We start from the raw sequence: 22,951 nt of genomic DNA, 5'->3' as shown, positions 1-22,951 counted from the left end.
TACCAAAAGTAATCATTTTTTATGAATTGAGGTAAGCATCATCTGACCTGAAGTTTTGCCAATATAAAAATAATTGTTAGTTTTGTCTAACAAATTATATTTTATGTTTAGAATATTATTTTTTACGGTGTTGATTTCATCGTATTGCTTTTCTCAGGACCATGACAGCATTGTTTCAGTGTATGCTCAAAAAAAGGATTCTGCCGCTTCCGGAAATGCAATAAAAACCCGGCAGATTGATGATGTGGTGATTACGGGTACAATAAAGGCGGTAAGCAGGTCCAAAAGCCCGGTTCCGGTAGAAATATACAGCCAGAAGTTTTTCCGGAAAAACCCCACACAGAATATTTTTGAGGCAATTGCCATGGTGAACGGGATCAAGCCGCAGCTGAACTGTTCGGTCTGCAATACCGGCGATATCCATATCAACGGGCTGGAGGGGCCATATACAATGATTTTGATTGACGGGATGCCCATTGTAAGTTCGCTGTCTACCGTATATGGACTGAGCGGAATTCCGAACAGCCTGATCGACCGGATTGAAGTGGTTAAAGGCCCAGCCTCTTCACTCTATGGCTCCGAGGCCATGGGCGGAGTCATCAACATTATTACCAAAAATGCTCTGACCGCACCAAAATTCAGTACCGACCTGATGACCAGTACCTGGAGCGAAAATAGTATTGATGTTTCCACCAAATTCAGCATGGGCAAAACAGCAGCTTCTTTATTGAGCGTCAATTATTTTAATTTTAGCCGGAAAATCGATGACAATAAAGACAATTTCACTGATGCTGCATTGCAGAACAGGATTTCCGTATTCAACAAATGGAATTTCCGCAGAAAGGAGAACCGGATGGCCAGCATTGCGCTGAGGTACCTTTACGAAGACCGTTATGGCGGGGAAATGCAGTGGAACAGACGGTACCGCGGCAGCAGTGAGGTGTACGGAGAGAGTATCTATACCAACAGGGTGGAAGCTTTCGGGCTCTATCAGTGGCCGGTAAAAGAACAGGTAATCACACAGTTTTCTTATAATTACCATACCCAGAATTCATTTTACGGTTCCAATCCTTATGAGGCCACCCAGAAAGTAGCTTTCGTGCAGACTTACTGGAACAGGTCTTTCAGAAAGCATGATCTTATTGCGGGACTGACTTTCAAAAAGACTTTTTATGATGATAATACTCCGGGGACCCTTTCGGCAGACGGGCTGGTCAATGAACCGATGAACTCACCCATATTAGGGGCTTTTGCTCAGGATCAGTGGGAAATCAATGATCAACATACTTTATTGTTGGGCTACCGGTACGATTATGACCGGATCCATCATTCCGTACATTCTCCGAGGCTGGCCTGGAAATTTTCTCCGAATCCTTATCATGCCCTGCGGTTTAATTTCGGTACAGGTTTCAGGGTAGTGAACCTATTTACTGAGGACCATGCAGCGCTTACCGGTTCAAGGGAGGTGGTGGTACGCTCAGACCTGAAGCCGGAGCGTTCTGTGAACGGAAATATCAACTATATCTGGAAAATTCCTGCCGGAAACCGGATGGTCAGCCTCGATGCCTCAGTTTTTTATACCTATTTCAGCAACAAGATTGTTGGGGATTTCGACTCGGAACCGGATAAGATTATCTATGATAACCTGAACGGATATGGAATTTCCCGGGGAGCTTCGGTCAATGCGGAATACAGCTTTAATTTTCCGTTAAGTTTCAACATTGGAATAACTTTTCTGGATGTATATCAGAAATTTGACCACGAAATCAACAAAGTACGGCAATTGCATGCTCCGAAATGGAGCGGAACTTATGCTTTTACTTATAGGTTTCCTAATGCCCTGACGGTAGATTTTACCGGACAGGTCTACGGGCCGATGCGCCTTCCTGTACTGCCTGATGATTACCGGCCGGAATATTCACCCTGGTATACATTGGCCAATATCCAGGTGTCCAGAAGTTTTGATTCAGGATTCGAAGTGTACTGCGGAATCAAAAACCTGCTGAATTTTACCCCGAAAGATCCGCTGATGAGGCCGTTTGATCCGTTTGACCGGTATGCGGACGACCCGGTGAACAATCCTAAGGGATATACCTTCGATACCGCTTACGGATACGCGCCGATGCAGGGAATCCGTGGGTTCCTGGGAATTAAATATACCTTGAAATGAAAACTGCCCTGATCGTTTTACTCATGGTTCCGTACTGTGTTTTTTCACAGATACAGGCCACTGCTTTTTCAGATTTGGAAAGGTTGCGGAAGGAACAGCCAAAGCCGGTCATCATCCATCTGTATACCGACTGGTGTACGGTCTGTAAAATGGAACTCTTTGAGCTGAACAAGGATGGTAGCCTGGTAAAAGCACTTGGCAAGAATTTTTATTTCATCGCTTTTGAAGCGGAAAAAACAAAAGAAACCATCCGTTTCCAAGGGAAGGAATTCCGTTATATTGCCAACGGAAAATCCGGTATTCATGAACTGGCCTTAGTTCTGTCAGGAAATAAAAGTCATCCGGTGTATCCGTTGTGGGTATTCCTGGATAAAGATCTGAATCTGCTCGATTATCATGAAGGGTTTTTGAGTGCTATTGGACTGAGTCAGAAATTAAAGGACATTTCTGCTGAACCTTACCGAGGCATTAACCCCTGATGATAAAAATTACCGTTATTTGAGCAGTACAGCAATCACGGCCAGGATTGCCGGCAATGCCTGAACAAAAAAGATCTTCCTGGTGGAGGAAATAGCCCCGTAGATCCCTGCTACAGCAACACATCCCAGGAAAAATAAGGCGACATTGGTCTGCCATTCAGGGTCTTTGATCAGGAAAGACCAGATCAGTCCGGCAGCCAGAAACCCGTTGTATAATCCCTGGTTGGCCGCTAATCCCTTGGTAGGTTTAAACAGTTCAGGAGGTAACGCTGCTTTAAAGACTTCCTTTCCTTTGGTTTCCCAGGCAAACATTTCCATCCAGAGGATATAGAGGTGTTCAATGGCAACCAGTGCAGTAAGTATTTTGGCGACAATTTCCATGATATGACGTTTGAATTGTAAAGCTAAAAAAATAAACTTAAGTTTGGCTATTATTTACAATGGAAACTTTACAACAGCATCTGCAAAAGTTCATCAGCGTCACAGAAGAAGACTACAGCTCTATATTTTCTTTTTTCAGGGTTCTGGAAGCCGGAAAGAAACAGGATATTATGAAGCAGGGAGAAATCTGCAGGTCCATATATTTTGTGGAAAAAGGATGCATCAGGAAATTTTTTGTCAATGGCAAAGGAGTGGAATACACTACGGAATTCGCGATAGAACACTGGTGGATGGGAGACACTTTTGCCTATGAACACCAGCAGAAAACTGATTTCTGTATTCAGGCTGTGGAGTCTTCTGTGATATTGGTGCTGGATCATGAGCAGCAGAAACTTCTGATTGAACGGCACCCCGCCATGGAACATTATTTCAGGATGGTCTATCAGCGCGCCTGTGCCGCTGCGGAAAGCCGGATCCGTTACCTGTACGAATATTCAAGGGAGGAACTGTATATTCATTTCAGTACTTTATATCCATGGTTTATCCAACGGGTTCCCCAATACCTCATTGCTTCGTATTTAGGTTTCACACCGGAATACCTGAGTGAGATCAGGGCAAAATTACGTTCTTAAACCAGTTTAAGTATTTTTCATCCGCTAAACCTGAACTTTGACCTCATGTTAACCTAAAATATTAATAATGAGTACAAGAATTAACCTGGCTGCTACAGACAGCAGCGCCTACAAAGCCATGAGCGGTTTGGAGAAATACCTGCAGACCACATCACTGAACCACATCCAGAAAGAACTGATTAAAATAAGGGCTTCCCAGATCAACGGATGTGCATTTTGCCTGGACATGCATACCAGAGATGCAGTACAATATGGCGAAACACCACAGCGTATTTATCTTCTGAATGCATGGAGAGAAGCTTCTGAATTCTATACTCAGGAAGAACAGGTACTTCTGGCCATGACCGAGGAAATTACCCTGATCAGCCGGCAGGGATTAACGGAAAATACCTATGCCAGGGCTAAAGAACTTTTCAGTGAAAAGCAGGTTGCAGAAATCATCATGGCTGTTATTACCATCAATGCGTGGAACAGGATTGCGGTGAGTACGCATCTCCGGGTGCCTAAAGATTAATATCTATAATAAAGAGCTTCCTGATGAAGCTCTTTATGTTTATAATTATTTATGGATTGCAGTTCAGCTGAAGGACATTGGCATTCAGGGGCTGCTCAATTTTGCGTTCAAGCTTCTGGTCGTTGACCTGAACATAAATTTCCATAGATCCCGTTCCGACATGAAGCGAAAGGATATGCCCGCCGTAGGCATTGAACTGTTCATCTGTTGCTACACCGTGAATATGGACGGATGGCCCTTTATCATTCCAGGCAATGGAACCGGTAAGGCTTCCCATTTCTACTTTCTTAAATGTTTTCGGATTGAATTTTTTAGCTTTGAAGTCATAGAACCCGAATTCTACCTCCCTGGCAAAACCGATTCCACTGAAACTGGCGGAAGGAATATGCTCATTCCTGGCCAGTTGCTCAATTTGGCTGATGACATCATCATCCTGCCTTAGCACCATCAAGTATCCTGTCGGTGTTTTCGTATAGCGGCACCTTTCTTTTTCCTGGGCACTGAAGCCGGGTGATGTAAAGAATAATGCAAATAAAATTGTAATGAGGCTTTTCATGAATTAAGTTTTAGGTTAGGATAATAAAGGGCTATAATTCATTGCGTATTTATTATAGTACAAGAGGCGTTTGATTTTCGGATTACAGAATAAATCAATTAGCCGCTTATACCTTTTTAGTGCTGATATTGATTTTTACAACAAATATGCCGTATAAAGGTTTTTATTAGCAATAGGTATATGGTGTTAAAATAAATCTATTTTTTGTGATTTTGAATGAATGTTATTCTTGGAGCTATGTGCTGTTGTTTCAGAGGGTTTCTTTTCCTGCATGCCTTCTTTTATTGGGGTTGTTTTTATATGTAGCATGGTTATTGTACTAGGAGGTTAGCTAAATAAATACAAAAACACGAAATGGACAGAAACCTAATGCCATCTGATGAGTTGCAGCGGATTCAGGCTCTTCAATCCTACGGTATTTTAGATACACCTTATGAAAATGATTTTGATGATCTCACCGAACTGGCATCAGTGATTTGCCAGACGCCTGTGGCATTGATCAGCCTTGTGGACGAGAACCGCCAGTGGTTTAAGTCAAATAAAGGCCTGGAAGTCAGGGAAACGGACAGGGCTCATTCTTTCTGTGCCCATGCTATCCTTCAGCCTGAAAATATGATGGTAGTGGAAAATGCTCGTGCTGACGTCCGCTTCAAAGACAATATTCTGGTCACAGGAAAAACCAATATCGTATTTTATGCGGGGATGCCGCTCATAGACAGCCACGGAAATGCTCTGGGTACTTTATGTGTCATTGATCACTGCGAAAGGCAACTGGATGAAAGCCAGATGAAAAGCCTGAGAATACTTTCCAGAACGGTTATGGAAAAGCTTGAACTCCGCAGGCAACTTGCAGCGCTGTCTGAAGAAAATGAAGGTGGTAATTCCCATCCGGTTCATCTGCAGTATAATGATGCAGCCCCGAATCATAAGCGCCTTACCAAAAGGGCGATCGATCAGATGAATGATGCCAATGCACGGATCATTCAGAATGAACAGCATCTCCGGCTTGCTGTGGAAGCTGCCAGTCTGGGAACTTTTATGCTCAATATCAGTACCGGCGATCTTGAAACCAGCGCCTATTGCAATGAAATTTTCGGGCTGGATGAAAATGAATGCCTGACCATTAACGGATTATGGAGTATGCTGCAAGAAGACAGGGGCCGTATACAGAAGGCATTGGCAGAATCCATTTCTTCAGATCGTATGTTTGATGAAGAATTCCGCATCGTCAACAGGGCAGATCATAAAATACGTTGGATTAAGGTTGTAGGAAAAGTATTAAATAAGGAAACAGAGAAAGGAAATACCTTTTGCGGTACGGTATCCGATATTACGGAATGGAAAAAAATCGAGCGCAAGAAAGGAGACTTTATCAATCTGGCCAGTCATGAACTTAAATCGCCCCTTACTTCCATCAAAGCATTTACCCAGCTTCTGCAAAGGAAACTGAAAGACTGTGAAGACAGCAACATCAGCCATCTGATCCGGAGAAGCGAAAGCCAGGTGAGAAGAATGGAAAACCTTGTAGACGGCTTTTTAAACTTTTCAAAGCTGGACAACGGCCTTCTGACCCTGAACAAAATGCCGTTCGATTTTAAAAACTTTGTGTCCGAAATGATTGCAGACCATTACACCCTGAACATCAATAATCATGGTTTTGAACTGATTACAGACGTAGAAACCGTTCTGCCCGCCGATAAAAACAAAATACAGCTGGTCATTACCAATCTTATTGAAAATGCCATTAAATATGCCCCATCCGGAACGCCCATCCAGGTACGGATTTCTTCTGACCGTAACGAAGTGAAATTTGAAATCATAGATCAGGGCCCGGGAATTGCAGATCATGATGCTCTAAGAATATTTGACCGGTTTTACCGTGTCCAGAATGCCGATACAAAACAGATCGCAGGATTTGGCATCGGATTGTATGTATGCAAAGAGATTATTGAGCTTCACCAGGGGAATATCGGGGTTGAAAGTACTTTAGGGAAAGGCAGCCGCTTCTGGTTTACCCTTCCTAAGAGTATATAGGATAATCCTCAGCTATGATTGTTCCATCGGACAATTAACTAGTATATCAGTATCAATAAGAGTATTAAAATCACGTAACCGTTTTACAACGGTACCGGTGAAATTAATACTCCTTTTTTAGATCCCTATGCCTGAATCTGTACAATGAGATCCGGAAACTTCAGAAATACCGTTCTCTTACAGGCATTCATTCTTTTCCCGCACCTGGGTAAGCGGAACTGAAACACCGCTGAACTCTTTTTCAAAGACCGATCTCAAATGTTCCCTGTAGCGTTGCATATCCCGTTCGACAGCAGCATTTTTCTCAACATCATAAAAGTGGAAACTTTCCAGTTTTTCCATGGAAACAAATGCATTCATCCTGTGGAACCCGAACAATGGACCATCATCTACATTCGTTTCATTAAAAAATTCTCCCGGCAGCGTAAAGGCTGTTGAAGGGGCATTCCAGCTGGTGGTCACCAGGTATTTTCTGCCGCCCAGCATTCCGCCGGTACCGTAATTAATATCGGGTTGGGCAGAAGACCTTCCGTCATTCAGGTATATTCCCTTAGCATGTCCTGCTGTAAATACTTCATCGATATATTTTTTGAGTCCGTTAGGAAGCTGGAACCACCAGATCGGGGTATGGTAAATGATATAATCTGCCCAGACAAATTTTTGCACTTCTTCATCGTGATCATATCCTTCATCCACGTGGGTCACTTTTAGGTCAACATTGCCGAAGTCTTTCAGTACTTGTACCGTATTCTCTGTGATGGTTGTGTTATAAAGGCCTCCTGAGTGCCCAAAGCGCTGTGCGCCATTGATAATCAATACTTTTTTCATTGTTGTTGTTTTAATACGATGCAAAGTTAAACCCTGTAATTGTATTATAAAAATAATATAATTTATACCTTTGTATTATAATTATAATATTTAAAAAATGGTTAATCTGGAATGGTATAGGACATTCAAAGCGGTTTATAAAACGGGAACGATGACCGGGGCAGCAGATCTCCTGTTTATTTCGCAACCCGGTGTAAGCCTTCACCTGAGTTCGCTGGAAGCTTATGTGGGATATAAACTTTTTGACCGGACAGGCAGGAAGATGGTTCCTACCGAAAAAGGGAAGGTCCTTTTTAATGCTGTGGCCGAACCTCTGTCCAAACTCGAGGAAGTGGAAAAGAACTTCCAGAAGTCTACGGAAAAGCATACACCGACCATCAGTGTGGGGATGTGTTTTGAAACCTTCCAGACCACGCTGGAACAGTACGTTTCCAGCCTGCCCTTTAACCTGATTATACGCTTCGGGGAATATCCGGAAATGCTGGACCAGCTGGATAAAGGCATTCTGGATCTGATCATCACGCCTAAAAGAGGGGTTTCCTCCAATATTGAGCACGAGGCTTTCTCTTCGGAACAGATGATCCTGGTAGGCGGTAAGGATACTGATGCAGAAGGTTTTCATGAGGTCCTGCAGTCAAAAGGTATTGAATATGCTGAAGAATGGCTGAAAGAACAGAAATGGTACGGGACAACCGGAGATATGGAACATCTTTTTCAGTTCTGGATCCTCAATTTCGGGCATAAGCCGGATTTCCGCCCCAATTATATTGTCCCTAATCTCAATTCCATTATCCGCTGCCTGAAAAGCGGTGCCGGATTATCAGTGGTGCCGGATTTCCTTTGTAAAAGTGAGATTGAAAACGGGGAAATAAAGCTCGTATGGGAAGGGGATAAAAAGCTGGAAAACACTTTGTATTTCGGATGCCGGAAAAAGAACAGCTACCCTGATGAAATTGCGCATATCAAAAAGCTGTTCAGGGAAGTGATGAACTGATCACGGCAGGCTCATATGGATGATCGGATAGTTCCTGTCGGAACTGTCTTTTTCCGACCTTCCCGTTTTTCGGAATCCGAGTTTTTCATAAAAACCTATAGCCTGCAGGTTCTGTTCATTCACGTCTACACGGGTGAGCCCGGTTTTGTCTTTCATAAAGGAATACAGTGCTTTGCCGTACCCTTTCCCGCGTACGGCATCATCAATGAAAAGCATTTCCAGATTCCCGCCTGACGCAGAGGCAAAACCTACTGCCAGTTGCTGGCTGAAGATAAGGTAAACTTCCAGTTGAGGAAGGTAATGTTCCGGAATAGCTGTTTTAAAATATTCAAAATCTTCTTTGGTAAGAAAATCATGGGTAGCCTTTACTGCAGATTCCCATATTTCCATGATTCTGAGATAATCATCCGGAGAAGCTAACTGGATGTGATGGTCCATACGGATTGTTTTTTTATGTAAAAATAAGCATCATCAGCCGACTGTAAAAATATGCCAGGTAAAAACCCATCCGAAATAACAGGAATCAGTGAAAATGGTAACCGACATGTAAATTTTTTGTCGGAAATTTGTTAGGATACAATTAAACAAAATAGTATGAAGAAGAAAACTTATGCAGGGCAGCCTGTAATTACATTGAATAACGGAGTGGATATTCCCGCACTCGGCTTCGGGGTCTGGCAGATGGAAGACCTGAAGGAATGTGAAAATGCAGTATTGAAAGCTATTGAAACCGGTTACAGGATGATTGATACTGCTGCAATCTATCAGAATGAAACTGCTGTGGGGAATGCCGTTAGAAACAGCGGAACAGACCGGGAACAGCTGTTTATTACCTCAAAACTCTGGGTTCAGGACACTTCTTACGAGAAGGCAAAAAGTGCATTCCGGAGAACACTGGACCGCTTACAGCTGGATTATCTGGATATGTACCTTATCCACTGGCCGTATGCAGATTTTAAAGGCGCATGGAAAGCCATGGAGGAACTGTACGGAGAAGGAAAAATAAAGGCCATCGGAGTCTGTAATTTTACCGTTGAGAAGCTTGAAGAGCTGAAATCGACGGCTACCGTAAGTCCGGTGATTAACCAGATCGAACTTCACCCCGTTTTCCAGCAGAAAGAACTTCAGGTGTACAACAGGGAGAATAACATCATTACTCAGCCGTGGAGTCCTTTAGGCAACGGGAATTCAGAACTTCTTAACAACAGTTCCCTGAAATCGATCGGTGAAAAACATCATAAAACAGTTGCTCAGGTCATCCTCAGGTGGCACCTCCAGGAAGGGTTCTGTGTCATCCCGAAATCTGTAACGCCGTCCAGGATCGAAGAAAACTTCAATGTTTTTGATTTTGAACTCAGCGAAGATGAAATGAATACCGTACGTTCCCTGGATACCGGTAAAAGGCTGTTCTTTGATCCGAAAGATGCTGAGTGGGAAAAGAAAATGCTGAATGCGGTGGCGGATATCTGATCTGATGATCTTACGATAGACTTTTGACAATCTTTTATATATTACACTAAAAAACAAGGTCATGATTTTCCCGGAAACCATCAGTAAAAAACTGAATATACCGTATCCTGTCATTCAGGCGCCGATGTTCGGGGTAAGTACCCCGGAAATGGTCGCAGCATCTGCTGATGCCGGATGTTTGGGCTCTCTGGCCCTTGGAGATCTGCCGGCGGAGCAATGCATTCCTTTGATCCGCAAAACCCGAAGCCTTACGGAAAAACCATTTGCCGTTAATATTTTCGTGCACGAGATCCCTGAAATAACAGCAGAATTGCAGGAAAAGTATGCTCATGCTAAAGCATTCGTCGAAACTTTTGCCGCTGAAAACGATTTGAATGTGAACCTGCCCGCCCTTGAAGGTCTTACTGTTAATACCTATCATGAACAGGTAGATGCCATTATTGATGAGGAGTGTGATATTCTCAGCTTTACGTTCGGGATTCCGGATGAGGAAAGCATCATTAGGTTAAAGGAAAAGAACATATTTCTAATCGGAACCTCAACCAGTGTGGGGGAAGCCCTGTTACTGGAAAAAGCAGGGATCGATCTTATCGTAGTGCAGGGTATTGAAGCAGGAGGCCACCGGGGAACCTTTAATGCGGAAAATATTCCACAGATTGGCGGGATGTCATTACTGCCACAGATTGCTGACCATGTTCAGGTACCGCTGATTTATTCCGGTGGTATTTACAATGCACAGACGATGCAGGCAGCCCGGGCTTTGGGAGCCGAAGGTTTTCAGATAGGAAGCATGCTGCTGGCTGCTCAGGAAAGTGCGCTGCTGCCATTTGAAAAAGAAAGATTGAAAACAGTACATGAAAATGATATTGTACTTACCAAAAGTTTTTCGGGACGATACGCCAGAGGAATCAGCAACAGGTACATTCGGAAACTGGAAGGTTCCGGTTGTATTCTGCCCTATCCGTATCAGAATAAACTGACGGGTGCACTAAGGAATGCAGCCAAACTTCAGCAGGATGCGGATTTTGTAAGTATCTGGCTGGGACAGTCTATCCACGATTATAGTACACAATCTGCTAAAAATATCCTGGAAAACCTTATTGAAGAATACAAACAATTACCATAAAGAAAAATCCTTTCAGCTGTAATACTGAAAGGATTTTTTATATGAATGTACATCTGTCTACTTTGCAAGGTCCAATCCTCCGAAATTCCCCGAGCTCATCATCAGGTATACGCCCTGGGTTTTGTCCAGTGTATTCCAGTAGGCATGCAGGTCTTCTGCGTTGGTAAATACTTTCAGAAATTCATTTTTAAATTTTTCCCTGATCAGTTCCGGAGAGATGGGTTCCATTCTTTTGATCTTCAGGGCATCTTCAGAATAAAAAACCACAGCTTCATCCAGGCCATCCATCGCATGGTCATACTGCTCCAGGAAAACCGCATTCAGGCTGGAATACGTATGCAGTTCCAGGAATCCGTAGGTTTTTTCTTTCTTAAACTGTTCCTTAAATGCCTTTACGGTGGCTTTTACCTTGCTCGGTGCATGGGCAAAATCTTTATAGAGGATTCCGTTATCGGTTCTTTCCACTTTTTCCAGGCGTTTTGAAGCTCCCTTAAAACTCATAATGGCTTCATAGAAATCTTCATCCATCACACCCAGCTGGCGGCAGATATGCCTTGCACCTTCCATATTCAGCAGGTTATGCGCTCCGAAAACAGACAAAGGAATATCCCCGATCTCAGTTTTCAGGTATACTTTTCCATTACTGATTTCATATTCCGGCGTATGATATGGGATTTTGCGGAAATAATTTTCTGCCTGGTCCACAACTTTAACCACTTCAGGATCTTCCTCATTATAGACCAGTACGCCACCTGGCGTAATTGTAGCCACGAATTTCTGGAACTGTTCAATATAGTCATCAAAAGTGGTGAAAACATTGATATGGTCCCATGCAATGCCGCTCATTAAGGCTATATTGGGTTGGTAAAGCAGGAATTTTGAGCGGAGGTCGATGGGCGAGGAGAGGTATTCATCGCCTTCAAGCACCATAAAATCATTATCTTCCGTAAGCTTGACCATACAGTCAAATCCTTCCAACTGGGCACCGACCATAAAATCCACCTCTTTCTGATGAAAGTTCAGGACGTGCAGGATCATGGAAGTAATGGTGGTTTTCCCGTGGGAACCTGCAATGACAACCCTGGTTTTGTTTTTTGACTGTTCGTAAAGGAATTCGGGATAGGAATAGATGGTAAGTCCCAGTTCTTTGGCTCTTGCAAGTTCGGGATTATCCTGATGGGCATGCATGCCCAGGATCACCGCATCGATATCGGGCGTGATTTTTTCCGGGAACCAGCCCATTTCTTCGGGAAGGATTCCTTTATGCTGAAGCCTGGACCTGGAAGGTTCAAAAATAGTGTCATCTGAACCGGTGACGTAATATCCTTTATCTTTTAACGCAATGGCAAGGTTATGCATGGCACTTCCGCCAATGGCAATAAAATGGGTTCTCAATGAAATTACTGTTTTTTTACGTTGTTATTGATCATTTCCTGGAAGACATTCATGATGTTGTTCCAGTTGGTCTTATAATTCGGCATCACCATACTGGCATCTGTTTTACTGCCTTCATTAGGACCTTTTTTTACATTCACCGTAGTCGTGATGTTATCATACATTTTCTTATGGTCTTCCTGTATTCTCCTGAAATTATTCTGGGAAAGCGTGTTGTTCAGTTTTTTCAGGTCATCATTGGAAACCTTAAAGTCCTGTTTGTATTTTTTTCCCTGTCCTTCAAAAGAGTAGTGTGCATCGTTGCCTTTGATGAGAAGGTTTTCATATACCGGCGCAAATCCTCCGCTTCGGGAAAAGCTGATGTCGAAATCTGAATATACCTTCTGGCTGTTGCAGGACGCCAGTGTGATAGCGGCAAATAAGATTCCTGTAATTCTTTTCATAAGTAATCTCCTTTATTGGTCTGAATCCTTTTGTTCTGATTTTTTAGCTTTAAGTTCTTCATCATAGTGGTGCAATACGTTGAAATCTTCTGTCTGTTCAATAGCCGTCATGATTTTCAGAAGGATTTCATGGGCGTTTTCTTTGTCATAATCGATCTCCAGCGGGCGCTTGAACTCCATGGTCGGTTTTACCCCGGTTACTTTTACCCTCAGTCCTTTTTTATCAAACGCTCTTCGGAAGCCGTTTATTTTAATCGGGATCACAATGGGCCTCTGGTTTTTTACCAGCTTGGCCGTTCCGCGCCTTCCCTGGGCAAAAGCTGAGGTGGTTCCCTGCGGGAAAGTGGCAACCCATCCGTTATCGAGGGCTTTCATAATGTTGTCCACTTCGCTCATGTCCACCATTCTGTTGACATTCTTGCCTTCAGCCCTCCAGGTCCTTTTTACGGTTACGGCACCTGCAATCTTGAATATTTTGGGGAGAATCCCCTTATTCATGGTTTCCTCGGCGGCTACGTAATAAAAATCAATTTTAGGGTTGAGGAGGTAGATCGGGTTTTTGATCGTATTCAGGTATCCGTTGTTGACGGCGCAGAAAGCATGGTACATGGCGGCAACATCTGCAAAATAGGTCTGATGGTTGGAGACAAACAGGACATTGGAGTCCGGAAGGTCTACCAGATGCTCGGTGCCGGTTATTTTCAGCTTGTTGAAGCCGTTAAATCTACGATAGGAAACAAATCCCAGAATAAAAATAATCAGCCTCTTTAAAAAATAAGGGGTTCCGAATGCATCGGTAAAAATATTTTTCTTCGCCATCTTTCAATTAAACACAATCATACAAAGTTACATTTTTTTCAGCAACTGGCTGAATTCGCTCAGGATCATCGCTGTAGCTCCCCAGATAATGTATCCGTTGAAATTAATCACCGGAACCTCATGTCCGCCTGCACCGGGCAACGGCATTATTTCGGGGGTATCCGGCATGCTCAGGAACGAAGTCACCGGAAATTCTATGACTTCCTGGGCTTCAGACTCCTGCAGGATAAAAACAGGATTTCTCTTGGAATACGATATATATGGATAAACATAAAAATTGCTGGGCGGGATGTAGATCGGCGACATTTCCCGGATAATCCGTACATAATGCTCCTCAATCCCGATCTCTTCAGAAGTCTCCCGGATGGCGGTATGGGCAAAATCCCGGTCCATCTCTTCCCGTTTTCCACCGGGAAGCGAAATCTGTCCGCTGTGGCGGTCATGTACATTAACGGTCCTCTGGATCAGGGGGAAATGCCATTCATCATTTTTTAGGTACAAAACAATGTTTACCGCAGCAAATTTCGGGTTTTTGGCAATCACTTCATCATAAGTAAATACCGGACGGTAGGGCGGTGAAAATACTCCGTGCGCATTCTCGCCGGGCAGTTCAGCGCTTTTAATTTTCCTTAATAAATCTTTTCCGAAACTCATACCTCAAATTTAATAATATATCTTCTGGAAAAAACAGGTATACGCAATAATTACACCATTTTTATGCAGAAATCCATAATATCTGTAAAGATGGAAATCCAAGTAGCTGGAAAAAGTGTTTTTTGAAATCAGGCATAAAAAAGCCTCCGCATGCGGAGGCTTGATTTGTTTTAATTAGAATATCCTATCAGCTCTTCTTTCTTGGCATTATATACTTTATATTCTAAATATTTAAAGGAGTCGCGCGGTACTACGGTAACCCATTTTTTGTACTTGACGAACCATTTCATCTGGATGCTTTTGATTCCTTTGGTAAGGTAAGCTTCCACAAAAGGATGCACATGAAGGAAAATTTTTCCTTTTTCTTTCTGCATGATGGTTCTCAGGGTTTCTTCCATACGTTCCACAATGACAATCGGAGCTACTATTTCTCCGGCTTTGTTAGGATTTTCTTCCTTGGTTTCGATCTGTTTTTCCGGACGGTTTCTCTGCCGGGTGATCTGGATCAGTCCGAATTTGCTCGGAGGTAAAATTTTGTGACGGGCTTTGTCGCGCGTCATTTCCTGCTTGAGGTGCTCATAAAGATCTTTCCGGTGCTCTGGGTTGGTCATGTCGATGAAATCGATAACAATGATTCCTCCCATATCCCTGAGGCGGAGCTGCCTGGCGATTTCCGTCGAAGCCATCTTATTGACCCTGAGCGCATGTTCTTTGTTGACTGCCGCTCCGGTGGTAATATTGTTTCCGGAGTTAACGTCTACTACGTGTAAAGCTTCCGTGTGTTCTATCACAAGGTAAGCTCCTTTTGAGCCGGGAATGTTTACATGTTTCCCGAAGCTTTGTTTAAGCTGTTTTTCTACGTTGTAATATTCCAGGAGGGGAATATGGGAATCGTAGAACTGGACGATATTCTTTCTTTCCGGAGCAATAACCTCCAGATAGTTTTTCATTTCGTTCACCATCGGTTCATCATCACAGATAATGCTCACGAAATCCTGGTTGAAATTGTCCCTTATGATGGCCGAGGCTTTGTCTTCTTCGCTTAATACTTTAGACGGAACCTTATTTTTCTGAATGTTTTTAAAGGTGCTTTCCCACTTCTGAATCAGGTGATTCATATCATTGTGCAGGTCTGCTACTTTTTTTCCTTCAGCTACCGTTCTGATAATGACTCCGAAGCCTTCCGGCTTGATGCTTTCAATAAGTGTCCTGAGCCTTTCCTTTTCTTCAGATGTACTGATTTTTTTTGAAATGGAAACTTTATTGTCAAAAGGGATCAGAACCAGAAAACGCCCGGTAAGGGAGATCTGCGTGGAAATTCTGGGGCCTTTGGTAGAAATAGGCTCTTTGGTAATCTGAAGCAGAACAAGATCATCTTTGGCAATGACTTTGTCCACGGTTCCGTTTTTGTCAATTTCGGGCTGTAGCTCGAAATTTTTTAAGCCTGAAGTGCTTTGTTTTTTAGAAATCGTATCTCTCAGAAACTTACGGTAAGTAAGGTATTGCGGTCCCAGGTCCTGGTAATGCAGGAATGCGTCTTTGTTGTAACCGATGTTTACAAACGCTGCATTAAGATTGGGTGCAAGCTTCTTTACTTTTCCTATAAACACATCCCCAACAACAAAATCGCTTTTGTCTTCTTGCTCATGAAGTTCACATAGTCTTCCGTCTTCCAGCAGTGCAATCTTCGTAAGATCATCCTCATGCGAAACTATTAGTTCTTTCTTCATTTTTATAAGATAAATTAAATAAGATTACGGGAAAAGGCATGTCTTTCATTATTTTAATAGGGGTAATAAATATAGCAATTAATTTAAGATCACCAATACTTTCCCCGAAATGAAGGCAGAAGTTGCTTTTCCGCCGGAATCTTATGGTTGCAAACAAAAATATAGTCGGTGAACCTTTAAAAAAATAAAACCACCAACTATATTATTATATTGTAATCTTGAGAAAGAGGAAAGATTATTTCTTCTTATGTCTGTTTGCTCTTCTTCTTTTCTTTCTCTTGTGGGTTGCAACCTTGTGTCTTTTTCTTTTCTTTCCGCTTGGCATAATGTTAAATTTTTTAGTAACTAGTTAATATTCAGTTAATGTTGTTATTTTACTGCAACTTTGTTTTTTACTTTCTCTACAAAAGACTTTGAAGGTTTGAAAGCAGGAATGTTGTGAGCAGGAATCTCGATTGCAGTATTCTTAGAAATATTTCTTCCTGTTTTAGCAGCTCTCGTCTTAATGATAAAAGAACCGAAGCCTCTTAGGTAAACGTTATCCCCATTATACATAGAAGTCCTGATCTCCTGCATAAAAGCTTCTACAACTTTCTGTGTTTCATTCTTTTCTGTTCCCAACTTATTTGAGATGGTGTTTACCAATTCTGCCTTTGTCATTTCCTTTTTTAATTTTAAATTTTAGGTGTGCAAATTTAGTTAAAAAAATTGAATATTAGCAAATTAGTGGGAAAATATTTTTCCGGTAAAGAGTTGAGCGCTTATGGTTTACTCAGTATGAAAAGAGGGTGGATCCGCTTTTTACATGCTGGAATTATAGTAGCCGTTTTCCACACAAAAACGGATCAGGTGAAGTTTGGTTTTTAAGCCCAGCTTTTCCGTCAGCCTGTTGATGTAGGTGTCTATGGTGCGCGTACTCAGGTTGAGTTTTTCGCCTATTTCCTTGTTGCTGAAGCCTTCATAGCAGAATTTCATCAGCTGTATCTCGGCCGGGGAAAGCTCTTCCTGGCTCTTCCTCTGCCTTTCCATATATTCCTGTACGGCCAGCGGCTGCTGTTCCCATTCCCTGGAATAGGCTTCATAATCAAAGCTTCCTGAAGCAATCCTGCCTTTGATGATCTCCTTGATGATATTGCTTTTTTTCTGGCAATAATAAATGTTCGGAAGCCTGGACAGGATTTCCGCCATGTCTTCCTGGTAGGTTCCGGAATACGTGATGATCGGGGTCTCTGTATTGCTTTTCCTGATGTACTTAATGGCTTCGATGCCACTGAGTACCGGCATGAAAAGCTCAATGACGAATACATCTTCCTGTCTCCTGTAGTTCCTGCTAATCAGCTCATGACCATTATTGCAGTCGTTCAGGAGCATATAAAAAGGGTTTTCAGTAAGAGTCCTGATCATTATTTTTTTGAAATAAAAATCACTGTCCGCAATAGAAAACCGCACAGAATTGCTTAATAATTTATTCACGTTAATAATCGATTTGGTGGTGATGATTAAACCGAGGTCTAATTTATGAAAAACTTGTCAAAGTGAAAATTATTATTCGGATAATTAGAGATAGAGCAGAATACTGCAAATCAGATGTTGTACAACAGAAATTTTTTTTTTATTTTCACCATGCCAAACAAACTACAAAATATGTCTTCGAACAGGGAGAAAAAACTAAACCAATCGGACGTCAGGATAGGGATTCTGAAGTTCATTTTGTCCTTCACCGTATTAGCAGCTGTTTCGTTCATCAGCGTATTTTTCTTTTTCAAAAGCTATGACGTGCAGCAGAAGGGTATTAAAAAGCAGGCGGACGATTACCATGAGCTGCTTACCCGGAGCGATCTTCTCAGGATTCATGTAGACAGTATCATGTACCGCATGGATCAGCTGGACATCAACAGGGTAGATAACGATATCTTCCTCAGGAATTATATCAGCGATAATATCAGGGATGCCCGGAACATCATGGGGAAAGACAGTGCGGATAACTTTAAGCATTACGCCATCCTTATGAAGCAGATTGTCCCCATGCTCGCACTTAAGAACCAGATCATCAATGTATCCTATAAAGAACAGACCGCACTCAGGGACCTGAGCGAGTGCAGGGGGAAAGTAGGCATTGCCAATAAGGAGCTTAAAGTAGATCCTACCAGAAAATTCACCGGAAACCGAAGAAGAAGATAAATCTGATATTATGCAGGCACACATCACATTATCCAGAAAAGAAAAACAGTATCAGTTTGTATACCTGATCCTGATGCTCATTGCAGCCCTGATATTTTTAGGCATCATTTTCCTGAAAGGGTTCGACTCGCCTTTTTCAGATGAAGACATGATTTCCATAAGGAACCTTGAAGAAAAAGCCAAGTTCGATCAGCAGCAAAAATTTACGTATAAGCTGATGGACAGTACTTTTTCGCAGATCAACAGACTCAGCGATGAGACGCCGCAGCCTTTTGAGGAAAACAACATCATGTACAGCATTAATGACATTGCCAATTATTACGAGAACAATAACGGTATCGCCGATATCCGGAAGGATGCCTATCCACAGATTGCCAAGTTCTACAAAATGTATTTTAACGATAAGAAAATCATTGCCAGTAAAACTGAAAATATCAAGAGCTTTGAAAAGCAGTTTGAAGAATGCTCCATAGGGTTCAGGGAAAAGAAAAGCCAGCTGTTCGAGAGGGAAAATGCACTGAAAGCCAGGACTCAATAAACATTTAACCAAGAATACGCAATAAAACACATCACACTCATATTATGAATTACTTCCAAAAGAACAAAAAAAACATCATTATCGGTGTCATTGCCACCCTGCTGATCGCGGCATTGGTCGCCTTATGGCTGCAGAAGAAGGTCATCCATTCTGCAGATGATATCGTTGGGGTAGTGTACCCCTCTTCTGTAAAGGTAGGCGATACGCTGATGTTCGAAGACAAAACCCAGTTTGCCAAAACCAAAAGATGGAATTTCGGCGACGGAACTTCTTCGGAGAAAAGCAGCGGGATCCATTTTTATTCCAAACCCGGCTATTATCAGGTGACGCTGATCATTGATAATGAATACACCAAGTCTTTCCCGGTAATGGTTTCAGCCAGGAGCGTTCCCAAGCCAAAAGATACCGTAGTTGCCCCTACCACCATAGATGCGCCTTCTCAGGCCATGCAGTATGAAAATGTGCAGTTCCGGGCTATTTCAGAAGCCAAGCAGTTCACCTGGAAGTTTGGGGAAACCGGTAGAATAGATTCCAAGGACAAGCTGTCTATTTATTCGTACAAAAAACCCGGTGATTATGTGGTTACGCTGTATACTGATGAAAACATCGAGCCTATTCTGCACCACATTAAAATCATCTCCGGCTACGATTCTATGGATGAGGAAGTAAGCGTGGAAGATGCCTATGCGAAAATCGATAATGATTTTAAATACCATCTTCAGCAGATTGCCAACGGGAACAGCTTCAATATGCATTATAATTACCTGCTGAGGACCTATCTCTGCAACAATGAAAATACCGTAGTGAAAGTCAACGACAGTAAAGTGAATAATTTCTATATGTACTGTGCGGGCCTTCAGTTTGATAAAAACAAGGTCATTCAGACGGTAAAGGTAAATTTTGATGACGCACAGAACTGTGTAACCAAAGTAGACATCAACCAAAGCAAATAATAAACTTCCGGCTTTCTCCGGACCTCACCATCATAAAAGAAAATCAGGATGAAAAATAAACTTCCTTTAGCAGCATATTATATAGGTGCAGCAGTACTGGTAACAGGTTGCCAGGTAAAACTGCCGGCGAAAAAAACGCCTGAACCTTCACAGTACGGTCAGATAGACAATGCTACCGTGATCAATGGATTTCCTAAGAAGTCTGTTCCCTGGATTGCTATTTCAGACCGGGCCAAAAATACGGCTTACCTGGACAAAAGCGATGAGAAATCGTATAAGGAAGTCACTTTTATGGAACCGTTGCTGGTCCTGAAGCATAAGGACGGCATGGTAAAAGTGGCAGAATATATTCCCGATGCGCTGATGAAAAAAGTATCCCCGAAATCGGTGAAGACGTACGGATGGATGCCCGAGTCTGACCTGCTTTTGTGGAACAATGCCCTGAAAAGCGAAAAAACCGGTTTTCCGGTTAGGGTTGCTGTGGTGCCGAGCAACAGTGATGTCATCAAAAATTCCGAACGGTATTATAAAAATGACTCTATCATGGTATTCAATTCACCGAGCCTTATTGAGCAGGCCAAAGTGAAAATACCGAACGGTCAGATCGTTTACGTATACAAACAGGCGGAAAACAACAAGAGATTCCTGGTAGGTAAAAATCCTACCATTGATATCGACAGCATAGGGAAAAACCTGTACGGCTGGGTAAGCTCCAATGTGATCACAGCCTGGGGAGAACGTTCCGCTGTCAAAATGAAAAACGATACCGGAATCACGGAAACCACACTGGGAATCCAGGAAGGAAATCCGGGAAGCGGAACTGCAGAAAATAAAACGGGAGTCCTGCTTACCGATGTTAACAAAAGAACGCCACTGGAAAATATTTTTCCGGTAAACCTGCCGATCTATGAGGTCCCTGCTCCGGATTCCAAGACAAAATATTTTACCAATATCCTGGATTACAGCAAAAACTATGTGTTCAATGTATTAGGAGAACCTATTTATTTTGACCGTTACAGGGAGATCACTGAAAAAGATAAGAGAATCAATATTGTTTTCAATCTTGATATCAGTGCTCCTAATGCCCCGTATGCGCCTATTGTAAAATCATTGCTTCAGGACCTTCAGCTGAGATTTGAAAAACCTTCTTATTTCAGTTCTGTGAGGTATGGGGTTGTCCTTTATAAAAGCAATTCCTGCGGCGATAATGTTGCGGTATCCCCTCTGAATACCGATTACAGCAAAATTACCACCTTCATTGACCAGAAAAGTAATGAGATGAACTGCCCGAGCAACAGCGGGTACCAGCCGGTGAGCGAAGGCCTGATGGCAGCCGGAAACCTGCTTTCCAACTTCCCGGATGAAACCAATATCGTGATTACCGTCGGGACTTCCTCTGACAGCCAGAGCGGGAATATGTACGGCGTTATCAATGCGCTTACGCAAGCCCAGGCAAGGATGATCATGTTCCAGACCAGTGCAAGGTCTTCCGATACATATAACGATTTCGTCCTGCTTTCGGAAAATGTTGTTACCAATACGGCTAAAAACGTTGCAGAGCTTAAAAAACAGAAAATCATCAATCAGAATGATGTCCTGACTAAAAATAACTTTAACCTTGTGGAAGGGGATGAAGGCTTCTTTTCCCTGGATTACCCTAAGCAGAGCATGTCTCAGGGATTCGTCATCTTCCCTAAAAAAGGGGATATTGCCACACCGGGATACCTTAAAAAATCTGTGGACAGCCTTATTGCACAGGTGACCCTGGATAATGAAACCATTGATAAGTCGCTGAATGATTATTTCCATTCTTCCGTAGGAGCAGGAAAGACCGATGTAGACCTTAAGTACAAATACCTGTATCCGGGACTGACGAATCCGGTTCCTGCAGGTATCGCGGCCCAGCTGATCAATTACGGAAACCCTTTCCTCGTAAAAGGATACGTTCCTAAAGACCTGAAAGACATGAAACCGAACCTTGAAAAAGGAATCCTGGTTTCAGAAGAGGAATATGACCAGCTGAAGAACTTCTATACTGAAGTATACAGGAACACCGGTGCTGAACGCGCTGATTTTAACCAGTCAAAGGCGGTGAAAGAATACATCAGTTTAGTTCAGAAATACAATCCTACACTCAAAATGCTGAATAAAGCCAACTTATCTGATCAGCCAATGAGCGTTGCGGTAGGGGTGGTGACAGGCTTTGACAATTCCGAAGAAGAATTGATGTCTAAGTATAAGCTAAAAGGCTGGAGGAAATCCAAAATCGTGTCGAATGAAACGGTAAGGAATTACTTCCGCAATTATAAAAATCTTGCCGACAGGCTGCTGGCCCACAGGAGTGATCCTGCAGTGAAGATAGAGCAGAACGGACAGACCTTCTACTGGCTTAATGAGTATTTCATGCCGACGATGATGCCCGTGGAAAAGCCCGAATATACTAAACATTAATAGGTTATAAATAGTAAAAAGCAGAAATTATTTCTGCTTTTTTTATTTTTTAAAGGTAAAATTTTTATCTTTGAGGGTACTCCAAATCCCATTGATATGTCAGATCAATCATCGCTTCACGACGGCAAACACTTTGTCGTACAGAAAGGGCAGGCGCAATGCAACCAGGGCGACCAGTTCCCGCAGTATAAAGTGACGGCCCATCAGCAGCATTACTGGAATGATTCTGATGGAAATGCAGACTACCTTGCCGTTACCGAAGATGACCTTCAGTTCAATCCCTCCGGACCGAGTTTCGGAAAGTGTAAACTCAAGCCCAGTTCAGGCGGCAATCTTCCCTGTTCCTATGCTCCTGCCGGTAAATGGCAGAAAACCTATGATAAAGTAAAAGTCATGGGTAAAAGTATTGTTACGGAAGCTTCCGAACTCCAGTGCGTGGTTGGAGGGAAGATTACCATAAAAGATCACGGGCAGCGCGGGGAAGTAAGCAAGAAAAATGTACAGAATGCCGACCGTAAAACCGTACAGCATATCAATCCCATGGTTAAAATGGATGATTACCGGGAAACAGTACAGGAAAGCGATCTCGACGCGTATTAATCT

Annotated in this window: 24 protein-coding genes; 13 read left to right on the top strand and 11 right to left on the bottom strand. The window is 42.6% G+C overall.

What is annotated here, in order from left to right:
• The first annotated feature begins 103 nt into the window (after positions 1-103).
• Positions 104-2,170 (top strand): TonB-dependent receptor plug domain-containing protein, encoded by a 2,067-nt coding sequence (locus tag CGB83_RS07945; protein ID WP_100075315.1) that lies wholly within the window; start codon positions 104-106, stop codon positions 2,168-2,170.
• Positions 2,167-2,649, top strand: a complete 483-nt coding sequence (locus tag CGB83_RS07940; protein WP_100075314.1) for a thioredoxin domain-containing protein — start codon at positions 2,167-2,169, stop codon at positions 2,647-2,649. The genes CGB83_RS07945 and CGB83_RS07940 overlap by 4 nt, the downstream gene beginning before the upstream one ends.
• A 15-nt stretch (positions 2,650-2,664) precedes the next feature.
• Here the strand turns inward: CGB83_RS07940 and CGB83_RS07935 are convergent, their stop codons facing one another.
• Positions 2,665-3,030 carry a DUF1304 domain-containing protein gene (locus CGB83_RS07935; RefSeq protein ID WP_100075313.1) on the bottom strand — a complete coding sequence of 122 codons (366 nt, stop codon included), beginning with the start codon at positions 3,028-3,030 and terminating at the stop codon, positions 2,665-2,667.
• A gap of 59 nt (positions 3,031-3,089) precedes the next feature.
• Here CGB83_RS07935 and CGB83_RS07930 point away from each other — a divergent pair, with 59 nt between their 5' ends.
• Both CGB83_RS07930 and CGB83_RS07925 read left to right on the top strand, forming a co-directional pair.
• Positions 3,090-3,662: a Crp/Fnr family transcriptional regulator gene (locus CGB83_RS07930; protein ID WP_100075312.1), complete on the top strand. Its 573-nt coding sequence runs from the start codon at positions 3,090-3,092 to the stop codon at positions 3,660-3,662.
• Positions 3,663-3,729: 67 nt separating this feature from the next.
• Entirely contained in the window at positions 3,730-4,176 is a 447-nt protein-coding gene (locus tag CGB83_RS07925) for a carboxymuconolactone decarboxylase family protein (RefSeq protein WP_100075311.1), read from the top strand.
• Between the two features lie 49 nt (positions 4,177-4,225).
• Here the strand turns inward: CGB83_RS07925 and CGB83_RS07920 are convergent, their stop codons facing one another.
• A complete protein-coding gene (locus CGB83_RS07920; RefSeq protein WP_100075310.1) occupies positions 4,226-4,732 on the bottom strand; it encodes a PPC domain-containing DNA-binding protein in 507 nt (168 codons plus the stop codon).
• 354 nt (positions 4,733-5,086) lie between these two features.
• On the opposite strand from CGB83_RS07920, the gene CGB83_RS07915 reads away from it, so the two are divergent.
• Positions 5,087-6,766 carry a GAF domain-containing sensor histidine kinase gene (locus tag CGB83_RS07915; RefSeq protein ID WP_100075309.1) on the top strand — a complete coding sequence of 560 codons (1,680 nt, stop codon included), beginning with the start codon at positions 5,087-5,089 and terminating at the stop codon, positions 6,764-6,766.
• A gap of 177 nt (positions 6,767-6,943) precedes the next feature.
• Here CGB83_RS07915 and CGB83_RS07910 read toward each other — a convergent pair whose 3' ends face one another.
• Positions 6,944-7,594 (bottom strand): NAD(P)H-dependent oxidoreductase, encoded by a 651-nt coding sequence (locus CGB83_RS07910; RefSeq protein WP_100075308.1) that lies wholly within the window; start codon positions 7,592-7,594, stop codon positions 6,944-6,946.
• Between the two features lie 97 nt (positions 7,595-7,691).
• Here CGB83_RS07910 and CGB83_RS07905 point away from each other — a divergent pair, with 97 nt between their 5' ends.
• Positions 7,692-8,588 carry a LysR family transcriptional regulator gene (locus tag CGB83_RS07905; RefSeq protein WP_100075307.1) on the top strand — a complete coding sequence of 299 codons (897 nt, stop codon included), beginning with the start codon at positions 7,692-7,694 and terminating at the stop codon, positions 8,586-8,588.
• On the opposite strand, the gene CGB83_RS07900 is transcribed toward CGB83_RS07905, so the two are convergent.
• Entirely contained in the window at positions 8,589-9,026 is a 438-nt protein-coding gene (locus tag CGB83_RS07900) for a GNAT family N-acetyltransferase (RefSeq protein ID WP_100075306.1), read from the bottom strand.
• A 156-nt stretch (positions 9,027-9,182) separates the two neighbouring features.
• On the opposite strand from CGB83_RS07900, the gene CGB83_RS07895 reads away from it, so the two are divergent.
• Positions 9,183-10,058 (top strand): aldo/keto reductase, encoded by an 876-nt coding sequence (locus tag CGB83_RS07895; protein WP_100075305.1) that lies wholly within the window; start codon positions 9,183-9,185, stop codon positions 10,056-10,058.
• 61 nt (positions 10,059-10,119) lie between these two features.
• A complete protein-coding gene (locus CGB83_RS07890) occupies positions 10,120-11,184 on the top strand; it encodes an NAD(P)H-dependent flavin oxidoreductase (RefSeq protein ID WP_100075304.1) in 1,065 nt (354 codons plus the stop codon).
• Between the two features lie 57 nt (positions 11,185-11,241).
• Here the strand turns inward: CGB83_RS07890 and CGB83_RS07885 are convergent, their stop codons facing one another.
• From CGB83_RS07885 to CGB83_RS07855, 7 genes are all read right to left on the bottom strand, one after another.
• Complete coding sequence (locus CGB83_RS07885; RefSeq protein ID WP_100075303.1) at positions 11,242-12,579, bottom strand: UDP-N-acetylmuramate--L-alanine ligase; 1,338 nt, start codon at positions 12,577-12,579, stop codon at positions 11,242-11,244.
• A gap of 5 nt (positions 12,580-12,584) precedes the next feature.
• A complete protein-coding gene (locus CGB83_RS07880; protein WP_100075302.1) occupies positions 12,585-13,022 on the bottom strand; it encodes a hypothetical protein in 438 nt (145 codons plus the stop codon).
• A gap of 12 nt (positions 13,023-13,034) precedes the next feature.
• Complete coding sequence (locus CGB83_RS07875; protein WP_100075301.1) at positions 13,035-13,841, bottom strand: lysophospholipid acyltransferase family protein; 807 nt, start codon at positions 13,839-13,841, stop codon at positions 13,035-13,037.
• 27 nt (positions 13,842-13,868) lie between these two features.
• The gene (locus tag CGB83_RS07870; protein ID WP_100075300.1) at positions 13,869-14,495 is read right to left on the bottom strand and encodes an NUDIX hydrolase; all 627 of its coding nucleotides are present in this window, start codon (positions 14,493-14,495) and stop codon (positions 13,869-13,871) included.
• A gap of 170 nt (positions 14,496-14,665) precedes the next feature.
• Complete coding sequence (locus CGB83_RS07865; RefSeq protein ID WP_100075299.1) at positions 14,666-16,225, bottom strand: Rne/Rng family ribonuclease; 1,560 nt, start codon at positions 16,223-16,225, stop codon at positions 14,666-14,668.
• Positions 16,226-16,594: 369 nt separating this feature from the next.
• Positions 16,595-16,885 carry an HU family DNA-binding protein gene (locus CGB83_RS07860; protein WP_100075298.1) on the bottom strand — a complete coding sequence of 97 codons (291 nt, stop codon included), beginning with the start codon at positions 16,883-16,885 and terminating at the stop codon, positions 16,595-16,597.
• A gap of 141 nt (positions 16,886-17,026) precedes the next feature.
• Complete coding sequence (locus CGB83_RS07855; protein ID WP_100075297.1) at positions 17,027-17,698, bottom strand: response regulator transcription factor; 672 nt, start codon at positions 17,696-17,698, stop codon at positions 17,027-17,029.
• Between the two features lie 171 nt (positions 17,699-17,869).
• Here CGB83_RS07855 and tssO point away from each other — a divergent pair, with 171 nt between their 5' ends.
• The 5 genes from tssO to CGB83_RS07830 all read left to right on the top strand — a co-directional run bounded on the left by tssO (position 17,870) and on the right by CGB83_RS07830 (position 22,948).
• Complete coding sequence (gene tssO, locus CGB83_RS07850; RefSeq protein ID WP_100075296.1) at positions 17,870-18,406, top strand: type VI secretion system TssO; 537 nt, start codon at positions 17,870-17,872, stop codon at positions 18,404-18,406.
• 10 nt (positions 18,407-18,416) lie between these two features.
• Complete coding sequence (locus CGB83_RS07845; RefSeq protein WP_100075295.1) at positions 18,417-18,944, top strand: type VI secretion system transmembrane protein TssO; 528 nt, start codon at positions 18,417-18,419, stop codon at positions 18,942-18,944.
• A 44-nt stretch (positions 18,945-18,988) separates the two neighbouring features.
• A complete protein-coding gene (locus CGB83_RS07840; RefSeq protein WP_100075294.1) occupies positions 18,989-19,897 on the top strand; it encodes a PKD domain-containing protein in 909 nt (302 codons plus the stop codon).
• A gap of 48 nt (positions 19,898-19,945) precedes the next feature.
• Positions 19,946-22,348: a type VI secretion system protein TssR domain-containing protein gene (tssR, locus tag CGB83_RS07835; protein ID WP_100075293.1), complete on the top strand. Its 2,403-nt coding sequence runs from the start codon at positions 19,946-19,948 to the stop codon at positions 22,346-22,348.
• Between the two features lie 96 nt (positions 22,349-22,444).
• Positions 22,445-22,948 (top strand): DUF4280 domain-containing protein, encoded by a 504-nt coding sequence (locus CGB83_RS07830; RefSeq protein WP_100075292.1) that lies wholly within the window; start codon positions 22,445-22,447, stop codon positions 22,946-22,948.
• The last annotated feature ends 3 nt before the right edge of the window (positions 22,949-22,951 follow it).

Origin of the sequence: Chryseobacterium camelliae, assembly GCF_002770595.1 — a bacterium.
Classification (GTDB): domain Bacteria; phylum Bacteroidota; class Bacteroidia; order Flavobacteriales; family Weeksellaceae; genus Chryseobacterium; species Chryseobacterium camelliae.
Note: the sequence above shows the minus strand (reverse complement) of the source record. Positions and strands in the feature narration are given on the sequence as shown.